Here is a 17,073-nt window from a genome sequence, read left to right as displayed (position 1 = left end):
GGTTGCCGGCGTCGACGGTTTTGTGCAAATCACCATTGAGGACACGCGTGAACGTTTACGATCCCTTGCGGGACTATCTGAAGGCGCAGAAGCGTGCCGAATTCGTGCTGAGCTTCGAACAGATCGAGGAGATCATCGACGCCGCCCTGCCGCGCGCCGCGCAGCGCGCATCCTGGTGGGAGACGCTGCGCAGCCCGCAGGAGAAAATGCCACAGCGCGAGGCCTGCCTGGAAGCCGGCTACATCGCGACGCGGCAGGCGGATGGGAAAAGCGTGAAGTTCAAGAAGATGCCCGCGAGGCGGTGAGCGCGTGCCGCTCACCCGTCATCATCGGTGCATGCAGCGCCGCGTTTCCGTGCAGGATATCGATTGGTATGGAATACGCCAAGCGAGTCTCCCGCTGGAATCATTTTCCACAGACACCGGCCCTACCGCCGCCTCAATTTGGGGCGCAACTTATAAGACAAGAAGAAAAATCGATCGTGGGAGGATGGCGCCGATGGTTCCGACGACATGGTCGTTTGGGCGTCCCACGCCTGCAAATCTCTGATGGCCGCGGCGATAGCCGATGAGCGCCATAGCGGCATCGAGTCTTGATGGTGTTCTTGATCGGGCAGGGTGGGCTGCGCTGCCCGGCAGATCCCGGCTTCTGGCGCTCGGACTGTTTGCCGAACTTGTTGCCGGAGTTGGGCTGACGCCCGGCTTCGCAGGCGATGCGCTGCAATTGACGAACGCCCGGGTGCCGGCGTCCGACGAAGTCGGTATCGATCTCCCGCTGCTGATGACGATCAGGAACGATGCTGCCGAAGCCGATGCCATCCTGCGCGTCCGCTGTCCGTTCGCGAATTTCGTCGTAAAGCATACGGTCGATCGCGGCGAAGGCGCGCCCGCCATGCGCGAGATCAAGTCCATTCCGATCCCGGAGAGCAAGACGATCGAACTCAAGCACGACGGATATCACGTCATGCTGCTGCAGACGCGGCAGAAGCTCGTCGATGGCGAGACGTTCACATGCGCCGTCGTTTTCCAGAAAGCCGGAACCAAGGAAACGGAGGTGCAGGTTTCACGAACGCCATGATCGCGACAGCGGACTGGTGAAGCCCGTTGAATGGGGCCCGTCAGCGAACGCCCGGATATGCCGGACGTTCGATCCAACATGATCTGCGAACAAGAACTTGCCAGCAAGGAGGCATTACTCATGGAGCGATCTTCAGGTCACACAAAAATGTTGACGCGAGCCTGTCGGCTTGCCGCAGCGGTGGCTGCCGCAAGCGTGATGGGCGCACTTCCTGTCTCCGCCGCGGACCAGGTCAATCAGGAACGGCTGCTCAACGTCGACAAGGAGCCGGGCAACTGGCTTCATCATCATCAGAATTACTCGGCTCACCGGTTCTCCAGCCTGAAGGAGGTCAACCGCGATAACGTGAAGAACCTGAAGGTCGCCTGGACCATGCACCTCGGCGGCATCGAAGGCGGCGGCATCTGGAGCCATGGCGGGCTGGAAGGCACGCCCATTGCCGAGAACGGCTTTCTCTACGTTACCGATGGATGGGGTTCCGTTTACAAGATCGATGCGCATGGTGGCCGCGGCGTGCTGGTCTGGAAGATGGATCCCAAGACGGACCGTGACTGGGCTGGTGCTGTGGCGTGCTGCGGCGTCGACAACCGCGGCGTCGCACTGTGGGGTGATCTCGTCATTTCCCACACGCTTGATGGCCGGCTGATCGCGACCAACAAGGATACCGGCCAGGTCGCCTGGCAGCGGACTGTCGCCGATCCGGACAAGGGCGAGGTGATCACCGGCGCGCCGTTGATCGTCAAGAACATGGCGATCACCGGCGTGGCCGGCGCGGAGTACGGCATCCGTGGCTGGATCGCCGCCACCGACCTTGCGACCCAGAAGGAGGTCTGGCGCACCCACACGATCCCGGGCAAGGGCGAGCCCGGCAGCGAAACCTGGAAGGACAGCAACAACGCGGCTGCCGCCGGCGGCGGTTCGACCTGGGTAACCGGCACCTACGATCCCGCAACCGACACCCTCATCTGGGGCATCGGCAATCCCGGACCGGACTGGGATAACGCCTATCGGCCGGGCGACAACCTTTACACCGACAGCTCGCTGGCCCTTGACGCCACAACCGGCAAGATCAAGTGGCACTATCAGCACACGCCGAACGACCCCTACGACTATGACAGCGTGGCCGAAAACGTGCTGGTCGATATCCCCGGGCCCAGCGGTCCGCGGAAGCTCGCGCTCGAAGCGGACCGCAACGGCTTCGCCTATGCGATCGATCGCACCAACGGCAAGTTCGTCTGGGGCCTCCCATTCGTCAAGAAAGTCACATGGACCAAAGGGCTCGACGCGGAGACCGGCAAGCCGATCGAGTATGACTCGAACAAGCAGGTGCAGACCTATATCGCGTCGGTGACGCCAAGCCGCACCAACATGGAAACCGACATCTGCCCCGGCAATATGGGCGGTAAGAACTGGCCGCCGACGGCCTATAATCCGGATCTGAAGCTCTGGTACATCCCGGTGATCGAGAGCTGCAATCGCATCAAAGTTGAGGTGATGACGCCGGAAAAACTGAAACCTCGTGAGTTCTGGACCGGCGGCGGCCCGAGCCAGCCGTTCACGATCACCGGCAGCGTGACTGCGATCGACGTGACGACCGGCAAGATCGCCGGCAAAATGGAAACGCCGTTCCCCAATTTGGGCGGCATGCTTGCGACTCCTGACCTCGTCTTCACCGGCCAGCCGTCCGGCGAAGTGATGGCGCTTGACGCCAAGTCATTGCAGAAGCTCTGGGAGTTCAACACGGGCGGCGGCGTCAACGCACCGCCGATGACCTTTACGGTCGACGGCAAACAGTACGTCGCCATTCTGGTCGGCCTGGGCGGCGCCTGGGACAAGTGGTTCATCGATTCGACGCCCGAATTGAAGAAGATACAGCCGGGATCGATGCTCTACGTATTCGCACTCTGACATCCAAAAATGGAGGGTCCGCCAACGGCGGGCCCTCCCGCTTCTTCGACAAGAGATGCAATGATGATCTTCAACAGATTCCCGGCGGCAGACGAGCTGCTGCTTGCCAGCGTCGTCGCCCTGAATTTTTCGATGCCGGCCGCGACCTACGGTCAGTCGGCGCAGGCGCCGGCCTCGGATCCGACCAATACCGGCAAGGCGGTGTTCAGTCGCGCGAATTGCGTGGGTTGCCACAAATGGCACGGCAATGGCGGCGGTGGCTATGGCGGCGATGCGCTGTCGCTGCGCAAGACCGAGCTGACGCGGGATCAGATCATTGAAACCGTCGGCTGCGGGCGGCCAGGCACGGGGATGCCGTTCTTCATGCGCGGCGCCTACGATGAGGTGAAATGCCATGGCATGAACCGCCAGGACGCGGGGGCACAGATGCCGCCCGAGGGCGGAACATTTCTGCGGCCGAAGGATATCGAAGCCGTCGCCGATTACGTGATCGCCCATATCAAGGGAGCGGGTGAACCCACTTACGCGGAATGCGTCGCCTTCTTCTCAAGCACGTCGCGGGTATGCGACGTCTACAAGGCGCAGAAGCCGGATGATGCGACCGCCAGCATGGGGAAGGGCAAGTGATGGACAGACTGACGCTATCGGGAGTTCTTGCCGCGGGCCTGCTTGTCTGGCAGGCCGTCGCACTTGCGTACTCTCCGGCACGGACGGAAGAGTTCGGCGGCAACGATCTGCGCGACATTCGCCTCGGAATGGCCGCGGCCGAGCTGGCGGAGTCAGGTTACGTCGACTTCTCTTGCGCGGCGGATTCGAAGCGAACACTTTCTGGCTGGAAGGATTGGCGCGACTGTCCTGCCGAGAAGAATGGAACACGGGCGATCCGATTTGGTTACGATCCATCGACCAGCCGCGACGGCACGATGGTGGCGGGCCATCCCGCGATCCTGACCTTGCTGATCGACGATACCGGCCATGTTGCCGGTCTGCAGATCGAGACCGATCCGAAGGCGCGTCTCTATATCCGGAAGAAGGCGTTTCTCCTGGGGCTGCAGGCCAAATCGCGCTACGGCTCGGACGGCTGGGCATGCACCGAGGGCCAGCCGGGTGCAGGAGATCAGCCAGTGGGAGGCATCTACCTCAAGGAGCGCTGCACCAAGACAATCAGCGGCCGCTCACTCATTGTCGAACGTAATCTGTTCCGCCGCCCCGATCAGGACATCAAGAGTTTCGTCGATGAAACGCGGATCAGCATACTGCGGGCGAAGGATTAGGGCATTGCCGTGGTGCTGGCTGCCTGAGTTGGTCTACCTCCAAAGTAAATGTCGCGCTACGTGCTGCACGTCCAAAAAGTGCCAATTCAGCCGCGAGCCACCCTTCCTGCTACGCCGGCCGTCGTATATGAGAGAACTGCCAATGGAGCGTGCCGATAGTCTTAAGGCGCGAATTGGCGGCGTAGATGGTGGCGGCGGTTAGTTAGTCCAAAGTCGCGATCTGACACTTGATCGATGCAAGCGCGGACAGGCATTTCAACCGGGGCATGGCATGGTGAATCGAGTTACGATGGCGCGATCCACCGTGGCGATGCGGCGTTGGGGTCCCCCCGCCATTGTGACGCTCGCGGTGATGGCCGCGCTGGCCGCTGACGCCGCGGCGACACAAGTGCGCCCCAAGCCCCCCGCCGAGGCGACGGCGCCGCGCGACGCAGGCGAGCCGATCATGGCGATCGTTTCGATCAAGACCCAGCAGGTCACCATCTACGACGCCGACGGCTGGATCCTGCGCGCGCCGGTTTCAACCGGCACCACTGGACGCGAGACGCCTGCCGGCGTGTTCGCCATCCTCGAGAAGAACAAGGATCACCATTCGAGCCTCTATGACGATGCCGAGATGCCGAACATGCAGCGCATCACCTGGAACGGCATCGCGCTGCACGGCGGCCCGCTGCCCGGATACGCGGCCTCGCACGGCTGCGTGCGGATGCCCTTTGGCTTCGCCGAGAAATTGTTCGACAGGACGCGGATCGGGATGCGGGTAATCGTCTCGCCTGATAACGCCGAGCCGGTCGAGTTCTCCCACCCGGCGCTATTCGTGCCGAGCCCGGAGGCCATTGCGGCTGCACCGGCGCGCGCCGAGACGCTTGCCCGCGAGGCCGCGGAGGCCGCAACGACGGCCGGGGAGGCGAAGAAAGCCGCCGCGACCGCGGCGCGCGAGGTGGCGTCGCTCAAGGTGTCGCTGCGCAAGCTGGAGGGGCTCAAGACCCGCGCCGACGCTGGGCTCGCTTACGCCGACAAGGCGCTCGCTGCCGCAAAGACCGACGAGGCCAAGGCGCGGGCCGAGCACCTCAAGCAAACGGCCGACGCCAAGGCCGCGGAACTGGGGACGCAGCTCGACACTGCCAGGGATGACGCGAAGTCGAAGCCCGGCGCCGCCGCCGCCGCAAAAGACGCTGCCAAGGCGGCCGAGACCAGGAAGGTCGACACCGCCAAAGCGGCGAGCGAGGCGAAGCTCGCGCTCGAGCCGGTCTCGATCTACATCAGCCGCGCGACGCAGAAGCTTTACGTGCGCCGCCCCACGCATAAGCCGGCACCTGACGGCGGCGGCATCGTGTTCGATGCGACGATTGAGGTTCCGGTCACGATCCGCAATCCCGAAAGGCCGATCGGCACGCATGTGTTCACGGCGGTGGCGCGCAATGAGGCGAGCCTGCGCTGGACCGCGGTCACGATCGACAACGGCGACAACGCCAAGGCCGCGCTGGAGCGCATCACCATGCCGCAGGAGGTGCTCGATCGCATCGCGCCGACCGCATTGCCGCGATCCTCGATCGTCGTCTCGGACGAGCCGCTGAGCAGCGAAACCAACTATCGCACCGAGTTCGTCGCGGTGCTGAACAACCAGCCCCAGGGCGGCTTTATAACGCGCCAGCCTACGGCCGATGTCCTTGTTGCGAGCGACGACGTCCAGGGCGACAACGGTTTCGGCTTCTTCAATTTTCCGCGCGATCCGGCCCCCCAAACCGGCAACACGCGCCGCCGCGGCGGCCAGTACTATCGTCCGATGCAACCGGGCTGGTGGTAAGACCAAGGCACGCCGCGCGCAGGGAAGACGGCGACCCATAATCACAGGCTGCTGTTGTAGCGAAGGCAACCGGCCCCATCACTTCACGGACGGGCCGCGGCGTATGGGCCCCTGCTTTCGCAGGGGCGACGAAGAGACTAGCTCGCCGCTTCCAGCCGCTCCTCCGTGAGCAGCCGCATCGCGGCGTCGGCATCCATCGGCTCACCGAACGCAAAGCCCTGGGCGTATTCGCAGCCGAGCTGATAGAGCTCGACCGCATCCGAATCCGTCTCGGCGCCCTCCGCGACCACGTCCATGCCGAGGTCGTGGGCGAGGGCGATGATCGATTTCAGGATCACGGGTCGCGTGCCGCGGCTGGTGGTGCGCACGAAGGACTGGTCGATCTTGATGGTATCGAACGGAAAGCGCTGCAGATAGGCCAGCGAGGAATGGCCGGTGCCGAAATCGTCCAGCGACAGCCCGGTGCCGAGTTCGCGAATACGCGTCAGCATCTGCGCGGCATGTTCAGGGTTTTCCATGACCAGCGATTCCGTCAGCTCCAGTTTCAGCGTGCCGCGCGCCACCGACGATCGTGACAGCACGGTGCGGATGTCATGGATCAGATCGTGGCGCAGCAACTGCCGCGAGGAGACGTTGACGGAGGCAAAGATCGGTTCGCGCGAGCGCATCGCGCGCTGCCACACCGAAAGCTGCCGCGCGGTCTGGTCGAGCACGAACATGCCGAGATCGACGATCAGGCCGATTTCCTCGGCGATCGTGATGAATTCCGACGGCGACATCCGGCCGAGCTTGGGATGGTCCCAGCGCGCCAGGGCCTCGAAGCCGGCGATCGAGCGGTCTTCCAGCCGCACGATCGGCTGGTACAGGATGGTGATTTCCTGCCGCTCGATGGCGCGGCGGAGTTCGCTTTCCAGCGTCAGGCGGTCGGTCTTGCGGGCGCGCATGGCGGGCTTGTAGACGTCGATGCGGTCGCCGCCGATGCGCTTGGAGTGATACATCGCAAGCTCGGCGTCCTTGATGATCTCGTCGGACAGTTGCGTCTGCGGATCGGACAGCGCGAGCCCGATGGAAGCGGTCAGGAAGATCTCGCGGTCGTTGAAGGCGATCGGCGCGCGGATGGTCTTGCGGATGGTTTCGGCAAACGCGGTGATGCGCGCCGGGTCCTGCTCCGACAACAGGATCAGGCCGAACTGGTCGCCGGCCAGTCGCGCCAGCGTATCCTGCGGTTTCAGGATGCGCGTCAGCCGCCGCGCCAGCGTCAGCAGGATGGAATCGCCGACCGCGATGCCGACGGAATCATTGACCTGCTTGAAACGGTCGAGGTCGATCACCATCAGCGTCGGCCGCAGCGTCGGCATGCTCTTGGCGAAATTGGCGACCGCGCCAAGGCGGTCCATGAACAATTTGCGGTTCGGAAGACCGGTGAGGTTGTCATGCACGGAGTCGTGGAGCATGCGCTCTTCGGCGTTCTTGATCTCGGTGACGTCGGTGAGGGTTCCGACCACGCGCGAGACCTCGCCGTCGGAGCCGACCACCGGACGCGCCTTCAGCGCGAACCACATGAAATGGCCGTCGGGCGTGCGCAGGCGGAAATCCTGCACCAGGCGGCCGCGGCGCTGGTCGAGCACGCTGTCGAGGGCTGCGCGGAAACGATCCTGGTCGAGCGGGTGCAGCACCTCCAGCCATTTCGCGGCGGGGCCTTCCAGCGTGCCGCGCTTCAGGCCGAGCAGGCTTTCGGTCTCCGGGCTGGTGAATACCTTGTCGGCGGAGACGTCCCAGTCCCAGATCAGGTCGCCGGAACCGGTCAGCGCCAGCGCGCGACGCTCGATGTCGGAGACGATGCCGGTGGTCGCGCCGCCGCCGGCAAAGGCGTGCTGCATCACCGTAAATCCGATCAGCATCACGATCAGCACGAGGCCGCCGAGCAGCGCGGGACCGACGATGTCGTTGGTCACGGAGCCCGCCACCGTCATGCCGGCCGCGATCACCCAGACCACCAGCAGGAACCAGGTCGGAATCAACAGCACCGCGCGATCGAAACCATGCGTCGAGAGATAGACGATCAGCGCAAAGCCCGCGAAGGCGATCAGCACCAGTGAGATGCGTGCAATGCCGGAGGCGACCGCGGGATCGAACAGCGCCAGCGCCACCAGCGAGCCGAGGAAGGCCAGCCAGCCGACGGTGATGTGGGAATAGCGCACATGCCAGCGGCTGAGATTGAGATAGGCAAACAGGAACACGAGCAGCGTCGCCGCCAGGATCGCCTCGCCCGCCGCGCGCCAGACGCGCTCGGCGTTGTTCGACATGTCGAGCACCTTGCCCCAGAAGCCGAAATCGACGCCGATATAGACCAGCACCGCCCAGGCCAGCGCGGCGGCGGCGGGGAACATGATGCTGCCCTTCACCACGAACAGAATGGTCAGCACGAGGGCCAGGAGTCCGGAGATGCCGATCACGATGCCCTGGTAGAGCGTGAACGAGTTCACCTTGTCCTTGTAGGCGTCGGGCTCCCACAGATAGAGCTGCGGCAGCTTGTCGGTGCGCAGTTCCGCCACGAAGGTGATGACGGCGCCGGGATCGAGCGTGATGCGGAAGATGTCGGCAGTCGCGCTTTCCTGCCGCTCAGGACGGTCGCCGGTCGACGGCGTGATGGTGGCGATGCGCGACAGGCCGAGGTCGGGCCACAACAGGCCGGACGACACGATGCGATAATGCGGCGCGACGATCAGGCGGTCGAGTTGGTCGTCGGTGTTGTTGGCAAGCGCGAACACCACCCAGTTCTGCCCGCCCTCGCGGGCGCGGACCTCGATGCGGCGGACGATGCCGTCGGTTCCCGGCGCGGTCGAAACCTGGATGCGGTCGGTTTCGCTGCGCTGGTGGTCAAGCACGGCGGTGAGGTCGATGGCAGGCGCGTCACTGCGGACGCTGACCGCGTCAATGGCGTGCGCCGCCGGCGCGGCCGCAACAATCATGAGGCCCAGCGCCAACAGCGCAAGGCACCTGATCAGACGCAATGTCAGTACTCCGCGAGCAACGACCCTTCGGGACCTGGCGAATGGTCCCGCGTTTCCGCGATAAATGACATGAAAGCGAAGTAAATCAAAGGGTTTCCACCCTGTGCTTCGCTGGTGATCGTTAAACCTCCAACACAATTTTGCCAATATGTGCGCTGGTCTCCATCCGCCGATGCGCGTCAGCAGCCTTTTCCAGCGGGAATGAGCTGTCCATCAGCGGTTTTACGCGTCCGTCGCGCAAGAGCGGCATCACCTTGGCCTCAATTGCTGCCACCATCGCCGCCTTATCCGCATTAGTACGGGGGCGCAGCGTGGAGCCGGTGTGGGTCAGCCGCTTCACCATCACCTTGGCGATGTTGACGGTGACCTTGGGGCTGTTGAGGGTTGCGATCTGCACAATACGGCCGTCGACCGCCGCGGCGTCATAGTTGCGATCGACATAGTCGCCGGCAACCATGTCGAGGATCAGGTTCGCGCCCACATTGTTGGTCTCAGCCTTGACCACGGCGACGAAGTCTTCGGTCTTGTAGTTGATGGCGCGGTCGGCGCCGAGCTTGAGGCAGGCGTCGATCTTGTCCTGCGAGCCGACGGTCACGATCACCTTCGAGCCGAACGCTTTCGCAAGCTGGATCGCCATGGTGCCGATGCCGGACGAGCCGCCATGGATCAGCAAGGTTTCGCCCGGCTTCAGCGCGCCGCGCTCGAACACATTGTGCCAGACCGTCATCAGCGTTTCCGGGATCGCGCCGGCTTCCTGGATCGAGAGCGACGGCGGCACCGCCATCGCCTGCGCGTCTTGCGCAATGCAATATTGGGCGTAGCCGCCGCCCGCCACCAGCGACATCACCTTGTCGCCCAGCTTGTGCTTGGTAGCGCCTTCGCCGAGCGCGACCACTTCGCCCGCGATTTCCAGGCCAGGCAGGTCGCTGGCGCCGGGCGGCGGCGGATAGGCGCCGGAGCGCTGCGCAACGTCGGGACGGTTGACGCCGGCGGCCATCACCTTGACCAGGATTTCCCCCGGACCGGGCGTCGGAACGCTGCGGGTTTCCGGCAACAGCACCTCGGGGCCGCCGGGCTTGCTGATACCGACGACGGTCATTTGCGCGGGCAGCTTTTCCATGATTTGTCCTTGCGAAATGCGGAGAATTGAGGCGGCCCCTGATTAGCCAGCCCGGCCCCGGCTGGCAACCGCTCCGGCGGCCGCCGAGCACAAGGAGAAACGCATGGCCAACGAGGATGACGACAAGCCGCGGAAGAAGATCACCCACGAAATCGGCCAGGACCTGTCGCTATTGTCGGTCGAGGAATTGACCGAGCGCATCGCGCTGATGACTTCGGAAATCGAACGGCTGCAACAGGCCGTTACGAAGAAGCGCGCGTCGAAGGATGCTGCGAACAGCTTCTTCAAGACGTAAGGTCTTCGAACGCGATCTCTCATCACGTCGTCCCTGCCTAGTGCGCAATTGCGCGCAATCGCGCACTAGGCAGGGACGACCCGTGGGGGAGGTCAATCTCAAAACTCGGCCAATGGCCGACATGGCAAATAATCCCTAAAGAAAATCGCTCGTTTACGACCCGTTAAGCTTTCTCGATTATGACTGGCATCGTCCTCGTTTGGACACCGAGTGGCTCCTGTCCACTCTGTTTGACGCCTCCCTGTTATCAACTTCAAAAGCCGCCGGAAACGGCGGCTCTTTTTTGTGCGCACCGCGGCTATTTTGTGCCCCCATACGCTGGAAACCATAAATCCGGTTGCCGCTGGACTCTCGACTTCGCCCGAGCAATGATTTGTTCATCATAAGCCGGTGGTTCACAGCCGGTGGGGCAAGTAGTGGCGTGAGGGCGTTAACCATGGCGGACCGTTCGCAAAGCGAATCCGCGCTCGTTCTGTTCAGCGAGCGGCTCACCAATTCCGCGGCATTCGGGGTTCTGTTCCGGGAAGGCATGGATCTGGTCGAGGAAACCGCCGCCTATCTTGACGGCGACGGTCGCTCTGACGCCAAGGCGCTCGAACGTTCCGTCAGCCTCACTTACGCAACCGAAAGCATGCGCCTGACCACCCGGCTGATGCAACTCGCGTCCTGGCTGTTGCTGCATCGCGCGGTCAAGGAAGGCGAGATGACGCTGACCCAGGCCAACCGGGAAAAGACCAAGGTTAAGCTCAGCGCCGCCGATCCCGGTCCCGACGATATGATCGCAAAACTGCCGCAGCAGTTGCAGGACCTGATTGCGCGCTCGATGAGCCTGCAGACGCGGGTCCGCCGGCTCGACACCACGATCCATTCGCCCGTCGCTGAACGTGCCCCGATCGGAAATCCGCTCGTGCCGCAGCTCAACCGCCTGAAGGCGGCGTTCGAGCAGTAGTTCCGAAAAGATCACAGCCGTCATTCCGGGGCGCGAAGCGAACCCGGAATCTCGAGATTCCGGGTTCGATGCTTCGCATCGCCCCGGAATGACCACGGCGAAAGCACGCAACAAAAAACGCCCCGGCTTGACCGGGGCGTTTGTATTTCTGGATAGGAGGAGAGGGTTCGAAAACCCTCAGTCCTTCTTGAGGAAGCCCGAAAACTTCTTCTGGAAGCGCGACACGCGGCCGCCGCGGTCGAGGAGCTGCTGCGAGCCGCCGGTCCAGGCCGGATGCGACTTGGGGTCGATATCGAGGTTCAGCTTGTCGCCTTCCTTGCCCCAGGTGGAGCGGGTCTGATACTCGGTCCCGTCGGTCATTACGACCGTAATCGTATGATAATTCGGGTGAATTTCGGCTTTCATGGCATATCCTTCGGCGCGCCGGCGCCCGTCTCAAATGTCAGTGGATACGGGATTTGGCGGCTCTATAACGTAAGGCGGCTGCCAAAACAAGCTACGTATAAGCCCTGATGGGGAATCTCCCGGATTTGCCAGAGAGCACCTTGGGGCCTATCTGGGAACGGCAAAACCGGTCGGATTTCATGAGCGCAGCGGAACACCTCGAAGCCCCTCACAGCGCGCCCCCACGGCGCGACGCCCTGCTCGAGGAAGAGGCCTTCATCGAGGCCCAGTTGACGGAGTCGCCGGCCAAAAGCGGGGCCAGACTGCGCCCGCTGCTGGCGCTGGCGCCTTATGTCGCCCGCTACCGCGGACGCGCGCTGCTCGCCTTCATCTCGCTGACGATTGCGGCGATCACCACGCTGGTCGTGCCGGTCGCGGTCAGGCGCATGATCGATTTCGGCTTCACCCCCGAAGGCATCGCCCTGATCAACAGCTATTTCAGCGTCATGATCGCGGTCGTCGCGGTGCTGGCCGCTGCCAGCGCGTCGCGCTACTACCTCGTCATGACGATCGGCGAGCGTATCGTCGCCGATCTCAGGCGCGACGTGTTCGCGCATCTGATCTCGCTGTCGCCCGCGTTCTTCGATTCGGCGCGCTCAGGCGAACTGGTGTCGCGGCTGACCGCCGATACCACCCAGATCAAATCGGCCGTCGGTGCCTCGGTATCGATCGCGCTGCGCAACATGATGCTGTTTATCGGCGCCGCCACCATGATGGTGATCACGAGCCCAAAGCTGTCGGGTTTCGTGCTGCTGGCGATCCCGCTGATCGTGATTCCGCTTGTCGCGTTCGGACGCTGGGTGCGGCGGCTGTCGCGCAACGCCCAGGACACGCTGGCGGACGCCAGTGCCTACGCTTCCGAACTGGTCGGCGCGATCCGCACCGTGCAGGCCTATACCAGCGAGCGGCTGGCGACCAACCGCTTCGGCGGCGAGGTCGAGCAGGCCTATGAGGCGGCACGCAGTTCGACGCGGGCGCGCGCGGTGCTGACGCTGATCATCATCTTCATCGTGTTCTCCAGCGTTGTGGCGATCCTCTGGGTCGGCTCGCACGACGTGCTGACCGGCCAGATCACGCCGGGCCGGCTCGGCCAGTTCGTGCTGTATGCGGCATTTGCCGCGACCGGCCTCGGCCAGCTCAGCGAGGTCTGGGGCGAAGTCTCGGCCGCGTCAGGCGCTGCCGAGCGGCTGTTCGAGATCCTGCGCGTCAAATCGCAAATCACGGCGCCGGCACAGCCGGCAGCACTCCCGCAGCCGGCGCGCGGCGACGTCGGTTTCGATCATGTCAGCTTCGCCTATCCGGCGCGGCCGGCCGTGCTCGCGATCGACGATGTTTCGCTCGCCGTCAAGGCCGGCGAAAAGGTCGCAATCGTCGGCCCCTCGGGGGCGGGCAAGAGCACGCTGTTTCATCTGTTGCTGCGCTTCTACGATCCCGCGCGCGGGACGATCTCGCTCGATGGCGTGCCGATCAAATCCGCCGATCCGGTCGATGTCCGCTCGCGCATCGCGCTGGTGCCGCAGGACTCGGTCGTGTTCGCGGCTTCCGCCCGCGAAAACATCCGCTTCGGCCGGCCGGATGCGACCGATGCCGAAGTCGAGCGCGCCGCCGATCTCGCCCATGCCACCGAATTCCTGCGCCGCCTGCCGGGCGGTTTCGAGGCGCAGCTCGGCGAGCGCGGCGTGACGCTGTCCGGCGGCCAGCGCCAGCGCATCGCGATCGCGCGCGCCATCCTGCGCGACGCGCCGCTATTGTTGCTCGACGAGGCAACCTCCGCGCTCGATGCCGAAAGCGAGACGCTGGTGCAGACCGCGCTCGAGGAATTGATGCGCCACCGCACCACGCTGGTGATCGCCCATCGCCTCGCCACCGTGCTGTCCTGCGACCGCATCATGGTGATGGACCAGGGCCGGATCGTCGAACAGGGCACGCATGCCGAACTGGTCGCGGCGAACGGACTGTATGCGCGGCTGGCGCGGCTGCAGTTCGAGGGCGTGTAGCCAATTGGTGGGAGCCTAAGGTGTCGTCTTGCTGTGCAGCGCTGGGCTTCTTGCCCGGCATGCGCGGGGATGACAGCTTCGAGCGGGGGCTTACGCTTTCCATTCCATCTTCAAGACCGGCCGTCCTGAGGCCGGATTCACATCCTCGCCGGCATGTTCAAAGCCGTTGCGTTCGTAGAAGCGGATGGCGCGCGCATTGTCCTTGTTGACCTTTAGCGTGACGCCGGCAGGCGACAGCCGTTTTGCCTCATCGACCAGCGCGGTGGCGAGTTCCGAGCCCCAGTGATCGGGGCTGACCACGAGCTGGTCGAGATAGCCCGAGCCGTCAATGGTCACGAACCCAACTAACGCGTCCGCCTGATGGGCGACGGTGATCGCCGCATGCGGCACCAGCTCGTTCCGCCACCGCTCACGCCACCACGCCACCCGCGCACTGAAATCGATCGAGGGATAGGCCTGCTGCCAGGTCAGCCGCCACAACTCGATCGCCGCGTCTTCGTCCTCGGCGCGGTAGGGACGGAGGTGGAAGGAGGTGCTCATTCAAGCACACTCGTCATGCCCGGACTTGATCCGGGCATCCATCCACTTCGAAAGAATCTCTTTGTGATGGATTGCCGGGTCAAGCCCGGCAATGGCAAAATTGCATTTGCAAGTCACCACTACCGCTCCGTCAGCTTCAATTCGATGCGGCGGTTGCGCTTGTAGGCGTCCTCGGTGGTGGCGGTGTCGAGCGGCTGGAATTCGGCAAAGCCGGCGGCGACCAGCCGCTGCGCGGGGACGCCGAGGAAAACCAGATATTGCACCACGGAGATGGCGCGCGCCGACGACAATTCCCAGTTCGACTTGAACAGCGGCGAGTTGATCGGCCGCATGTCGGTGTGGCCGTCGACCCGTAGCACCCAGGCGATCTCGCTCGGAATCTGCTTGTCCAGATCGATCAGCGCAGTTGCGAGTTTATCCAGCTCGGCGCGGCCCTCGGGCAGCAGCAATGCCTGACCGGTGTCAAAAAATACTTCCGATTGGAAGACAAAACGGTCGCCGACGATCCGGATATCGGGGCGGTTGCCCAGAATGGCGCGCAGCCGGCCGAAGAATTCCGAACGGTAGCGCGACAATTCCTGCACGCGCTGCGCCAGCGCGACGTTCAGGCGCTGGCCGAGATCGGCAATCCGCCCCTGCGATTCCTTGTCGCGCTTTTCGGAAGCCTCCAGCGCTTCCTCGAGCGCCGCGAGCTGGCGGCGCAGCGCGCTGATCTGCTGGTTCAGCACCTCGATCTGGGCGAGCGCGCGCGAACTCACCGTCTTTTCGGATTCGAGCGCCTTGTTGAGCTCGGCGGCACGGCCCTGGGCGTCGCCGCCGGCGCCGGCCAGCCCGTCGTAAAGTCCCTTGATGCGGTCGCGCTCGCTTTCCGCGGCGGCGAGGCCGGCGCGCAATTGCCCGACCTGGTCGTCGAGCGCGATCTTGCCGAGCTTTTCCAGCGACAGCAGGTCGTTGAGCTGCGCGATCTTGGCGTTGAGCTGTTCCAGCGCCTTGTCCTTGCCGGTGACTTCCTGCGACAGGAAGAACTGCACCACCAAAAACACCGACAGCAGGAACACGATCGACAGTACCAGTGTCGACAGTGCGTCGACGAATCCCGGCCAGTAGTTGAAACCGGATTCGCTGCGGCGTGCACGGGCGAGGGCCATTGTTCGAATTCTCTATCTCTTGGGTTGACGCATTGGCGGCACGTTATCCCTGCCGCGCGTGGCAGACCGCCTCGATATTGTGGCCGTCGGGATCGAGGACAAATGCTCCGTAGTAACTGGGATGGTAATTCGGGCGTATTCCAGGCGCTCCATTGTCCCGGCCGCCGGCCGCAATGGCTTCCGCATGAAACCAGTCCACTACGGCACGGTCCTGCGCCGTGAAGGCGATATGGGCGCCCGTCTGCGGGGAGCTTCGCCAACTGATCCAGAAGAAGGCCTTGGGAGAGATTCCGTAGCCCGAGGCCGTTTCGCCTTCCGCATACAGGCGCGTGATCCCCAGCGGACGCAGCGCCAAATCATAGAAGTTTCTCGATCGCTCGATGTTGCTGACACCGATGGTTACGTGATCGAGCATATCACAACTCTTGCCGCTAGCTCTTTTCGGGCTGCTTGGCGATCCGCTCCAGGAGCTTCTTGATCTCGCGGTTCTGCTCGCCCTGGCCGTCGGCCCATTCGCGGATCATCTGCTGCTCGGTGCGCATATGCGCGACCAGGCCCTGGATGGCCTCGGCGAGGTTGGCCATCGCCGCCGTGGTGCTGCGGCTGCCGCCGCTCTCTTCAACCACCGCGCGTATCCGTTCCATCGCATGTTGCAATTCGCCGCCGATGCCGGACCCGCCATCGCCATATTCGCGCACGGTGGAGGCGAGCCAGTCCTCGAGGTCGGTGTAGAAGCGGTTTTGCGCCTGGCTCGACTGCAGGTCGAGAAAGCCCAGGATCAGGGAGCCGGCGAGCCCGAACAGCGAGGACGAGAACGAAATGCCCATGCCGCCGAGCGGTGCGGCCAGCCCCTCTTTCAGGGTGTCGAACAGGGAGCCGGCATCGCCGCCGACCTTCAAGCCGTCGATCACCTTGCCGACGGAGCCGACGGTTTCGATCAGGCCCCAGAAGGTGCCGAGCAGGCCGAGAAACACCAGCAAGCCCGTCATGTAGCGGGAAATATCGCGCGCTTCATCCAGCCGTGTCGCGATCGAATCCAGCAGATGCCGCATGGTCTGCTGCGAGATCGTCATCCGCCCGGAGCGCTCGCCGCCGAGAATAGCCGCCATTGGCGCCAGCAGGGCCGGGCGCCGCTCGATCGCCAGCCCGGGATCGGCGATACGGAAATTGTTGACCCAGGCCACTTCCGGGTAGAGCCGGATCACCTGCCGGAACGACAGGATGATGCCGATCAGCAGCACCCCGCCGATCAGCGCGTTGAGGCCGGGATTGGCAAAGAAGGCTGCGATGATCTGCTTGTAGAGCACGACCGTGATCAGCGTGCACAGCACCAGGAACACCAGCATCCGCACCAGGAAAATCCGGGGCGAGGACAGTTTGCTCAGTTCGATCTCCATTTCGGAGCGGGAGGAGTGGTGGCCTGAGGGCATTTGCGGGTGTCATCCGTTACGAAAAGCCGCGCTGGGAACCAATATGGCACAGCGGGCTGGAGAAAAAAGC

At 63.7% G+C, this 17,073-nt stretch carries 16 protein-coding genes; 9 read left to right on the top strand and 7 right to left on the bottom strand.

What is annotated here, in order from left to right; genetic code table 11:
• The first annotated feature begins 47 nt into the window (after positions 1-47).
• The 6 genes from V1288_RS06710 (at position 48) to V1288_RS06685 (ending at position 6,066) form a co-directional block, all read left to right on the top strand.
• On the top strand, positions 48-305 hold the full coding sequence (locus tag V1288_RS06710; RefSeq protein ID WP_334356318.1) for a DUF7662 domain-containing protein: 258 nt from the start codon (positions 48-50) through the stop codon (positions 303-305).
• Positions 306-567: 262 nt separating this feature from the next.
• Positions 568-1,077 (top strand): copper chaperone PCu(A)C, encoded by a 510-nt coding sequence (locus V1288_RS06705; RefSeq protein WP_334356317.1) that lies wholly within the window; start codon positions 568-570, stop codon positions 1,075-1,077.
• Positions 1,078-1,224: 147 nt separating this feature from the next.
• Positions 1,225-2,985, top strand: a complete 1,761-nt coding sequence (locus tag V1288_RS06700; protein ID WP_442893916.1) for a PQQ-dependent dehydrogenase, methanol/ethanol family — start codon at positions 1,225-1,227, stop codon at positions 2,983-2,985.
• 132 nt (positions 2,986-3,117) lie between these two features.
• Positions 3,118-3,612 carry a c-type cytochrome gene (locus V1288_RS06695; protein ID WP_334361213.1) on the top strand — a complete coding sequence of 165 codons (495 nt, stop codon included), beginning with the start codon at positions 3,118-3,120 and terminating at the stop codon, positions 3,610-3,612.
• A complete protein-coding gene (locus V1288_RS06690; protein WP_334361212.1) occupies positions 3,612-4,259 on the top strand; it encodes a hypothetical protein in 648 nt (215 codons plus the stop codon). The genes V1288_RS06695 and V1288_RS06690 overlap by 1 nt, the downstream gene beginning before the upstream one ends.
• 271 nt (positions 4,260-4,530) lie before the next feature.
• Positions 4,531-6,066 (top strand): L,D-transpeptidase, encoded by a 1,536-nt coding sequence (locus V1288_RS06685; protein ID WP_334356316.1) that lies wholly within the window; start codon positions 4,531-4,533, stop codon positions 6,064-6,066.
• Positions 6,067-6,203: 137 nt separating this feature from the next.
• Here the strand turns inward: V1288_RS06685 and V1288_RS06680 are convergent, their stop codons facing one another.
• Positions 6,204-9,080 carry an EAL domain-containing protein gene (locus V1288_RS06680; RefSeq protein ID WP_334356315.1) on the bottom strand — a complete coding sequence of 959 codons (2,877 nt, stop codon included), beginning with the start codon at positions 9,078-9,080 and terminating at the stop codon, positions 6,204-6,206.
• Between the two features lie 121 nt (positions 9,081-9,201).
• A complete protein-coding gene (locus tag V1288_RS06675) occupies positions 9,202-10,200 on the bottom strand; it encodes an NAD(P)H-quinone oxidoreductase (protein WP_334356314.1) in 999 nt (332 codons plus the stop codon).
• A 103-nt stretch (positions 10,201-10,303) separates the two neighbouring features.
• On the opposite strand from V1288_RS06675, the gene V1288_RS06670 reads away from it, so the two are divergent.
• Both V1288_RS06670 and rcdA read left to right on the top strand, forming a co-directional pair.
• Positions 10,304-10,495: a DUF1192 domain-containing protein gene (locus tag V1288_RS06670; RefSeq protein ID WP_334356313.1), complete on the top strand. Its 192-nt coding sequence runs from the start codon at positions 10,304-10,306 to the stop codon at positions 10,493-10,495.
• 436 nt (positions 10,496-10,931) lie between these two features.
• Positions 10,932-11,444 carry a protease adaptor protein RcdA gene (gene rcdA / locus V1288_RS06665; RefSeq protein WP_334356312.1) on the top strand — a complete coding sequence of 171 codons (513 nt, stop codon included), beginning with the start codon at positions 10,932-10,934 and terminating at the stop codon, positions 11,442-11,444.
• Positions 11,445-11,621: 177 nt separating this feature from the next.
• Here rcdA and rpmE read toward each other — a convergent pair whose 3' ends face one another.
• The gene (gene rpmE / locus V1288_RS06660; protein WP_108514241.1) at positions 11,622-11,849 is read right to left on the bottom strand and encodes a 50S ribosomal protein L31; all 228 of its coding nucleotides are present in this window, start codon (positions 11,847-11,849) and stop codon (positions 11,622-11,624) included.
• A 179-nt stretch (positions 11,850-12,028) separates the two neighbouring features.
• Here rpmE and V1288_RS06655 point away from each other — a divergent pair, with 179 nt between their 5' ends.
• Positions 12,029-13,885 (top strand): ABC transporter ATP-binding protein/permease, encoded by a 1,857-nt coding sequence (locus V1288_RS06655; RefSeq protein ID WP_334356311.1) that lies wholly within the window; start codon positions 12,029-12,031, stop codon positions 13,883-13,885.
• 90 nt (positions 13,886-13,975) lie between these two features.
• On the opposite strand, the gene V1288_RS06650 is transcribed toward V1288_RS06655, so the two are convergent.
• The 4 genes from V1288_RS06650 to V1288_RS06635 all read right to left on the bottom strand — a co-directional run bounded on the left by V1288_RS06650 (position 13,976) and on the right by V1288_RS06635 (position 17,003).
• Positions 13,976-14,425 (bottom strand): GNAT family N-acetyltransferase, encoded by a 450-nt coding sequence (locus V1288_RS06650; protein ID WP_334356310.1) that lies wholly within the window; start codon positions 14,423-14,425, stop codon positions 13,976-13,978.
• Between the two features lie 119 nt (positions 14,426-14,544).
• Positions 14,545-15,573, bottom strand: coding sequence for a peptidoglycan -binding protein (locus tag V1288_RS06645; protein WP_334356309.1), 1,029 nt, complete (start codon positions 15,571-15,573; stop codon positions 14,545-14,547).
• 43 nt (positions 15,574-15,616) lie between these two features.
• Positions 15,617-15,988 carry a VOC family protein gene (locus V1288_RS06640; RefSeq protein WP_334356308.1) on the bottom strand — a complete coding sequence of 124 codons (372 nt, stop codon included), beginning with the start codon at positions 15,986-15,988 and terminating at the stop codon, positions 15,617-15,619.
• A gap of 16 nt (positions 15,989-16,004) precedes the next feature.
• Entirely contained in the window at positions 16,005-17,003 is a 999-nt protein-coding gene (locus V1288_RS06635) for a flagellar motor protein MotA (RefSeq protein ID WP_334356307.1), read from the bottom strand.
• Positions 17,004-17,073: the final 70 nt, after the last annotated feature.

Source organism: Bradyrhizobium sp. AZCC 2176 (assembly GCF_036924645.1).
Lineage (GTDB): Bacteria > Pseudomonadota > Alphaproteobacteria > Rhizobiales > Xanthobacteraceae > Bradyrhizobium.
The sequence above is the reverse complement of the archived record's forward strand: the minus strand, read 5'-3'. Positions and strand labels throughout refer to the sequence as shown.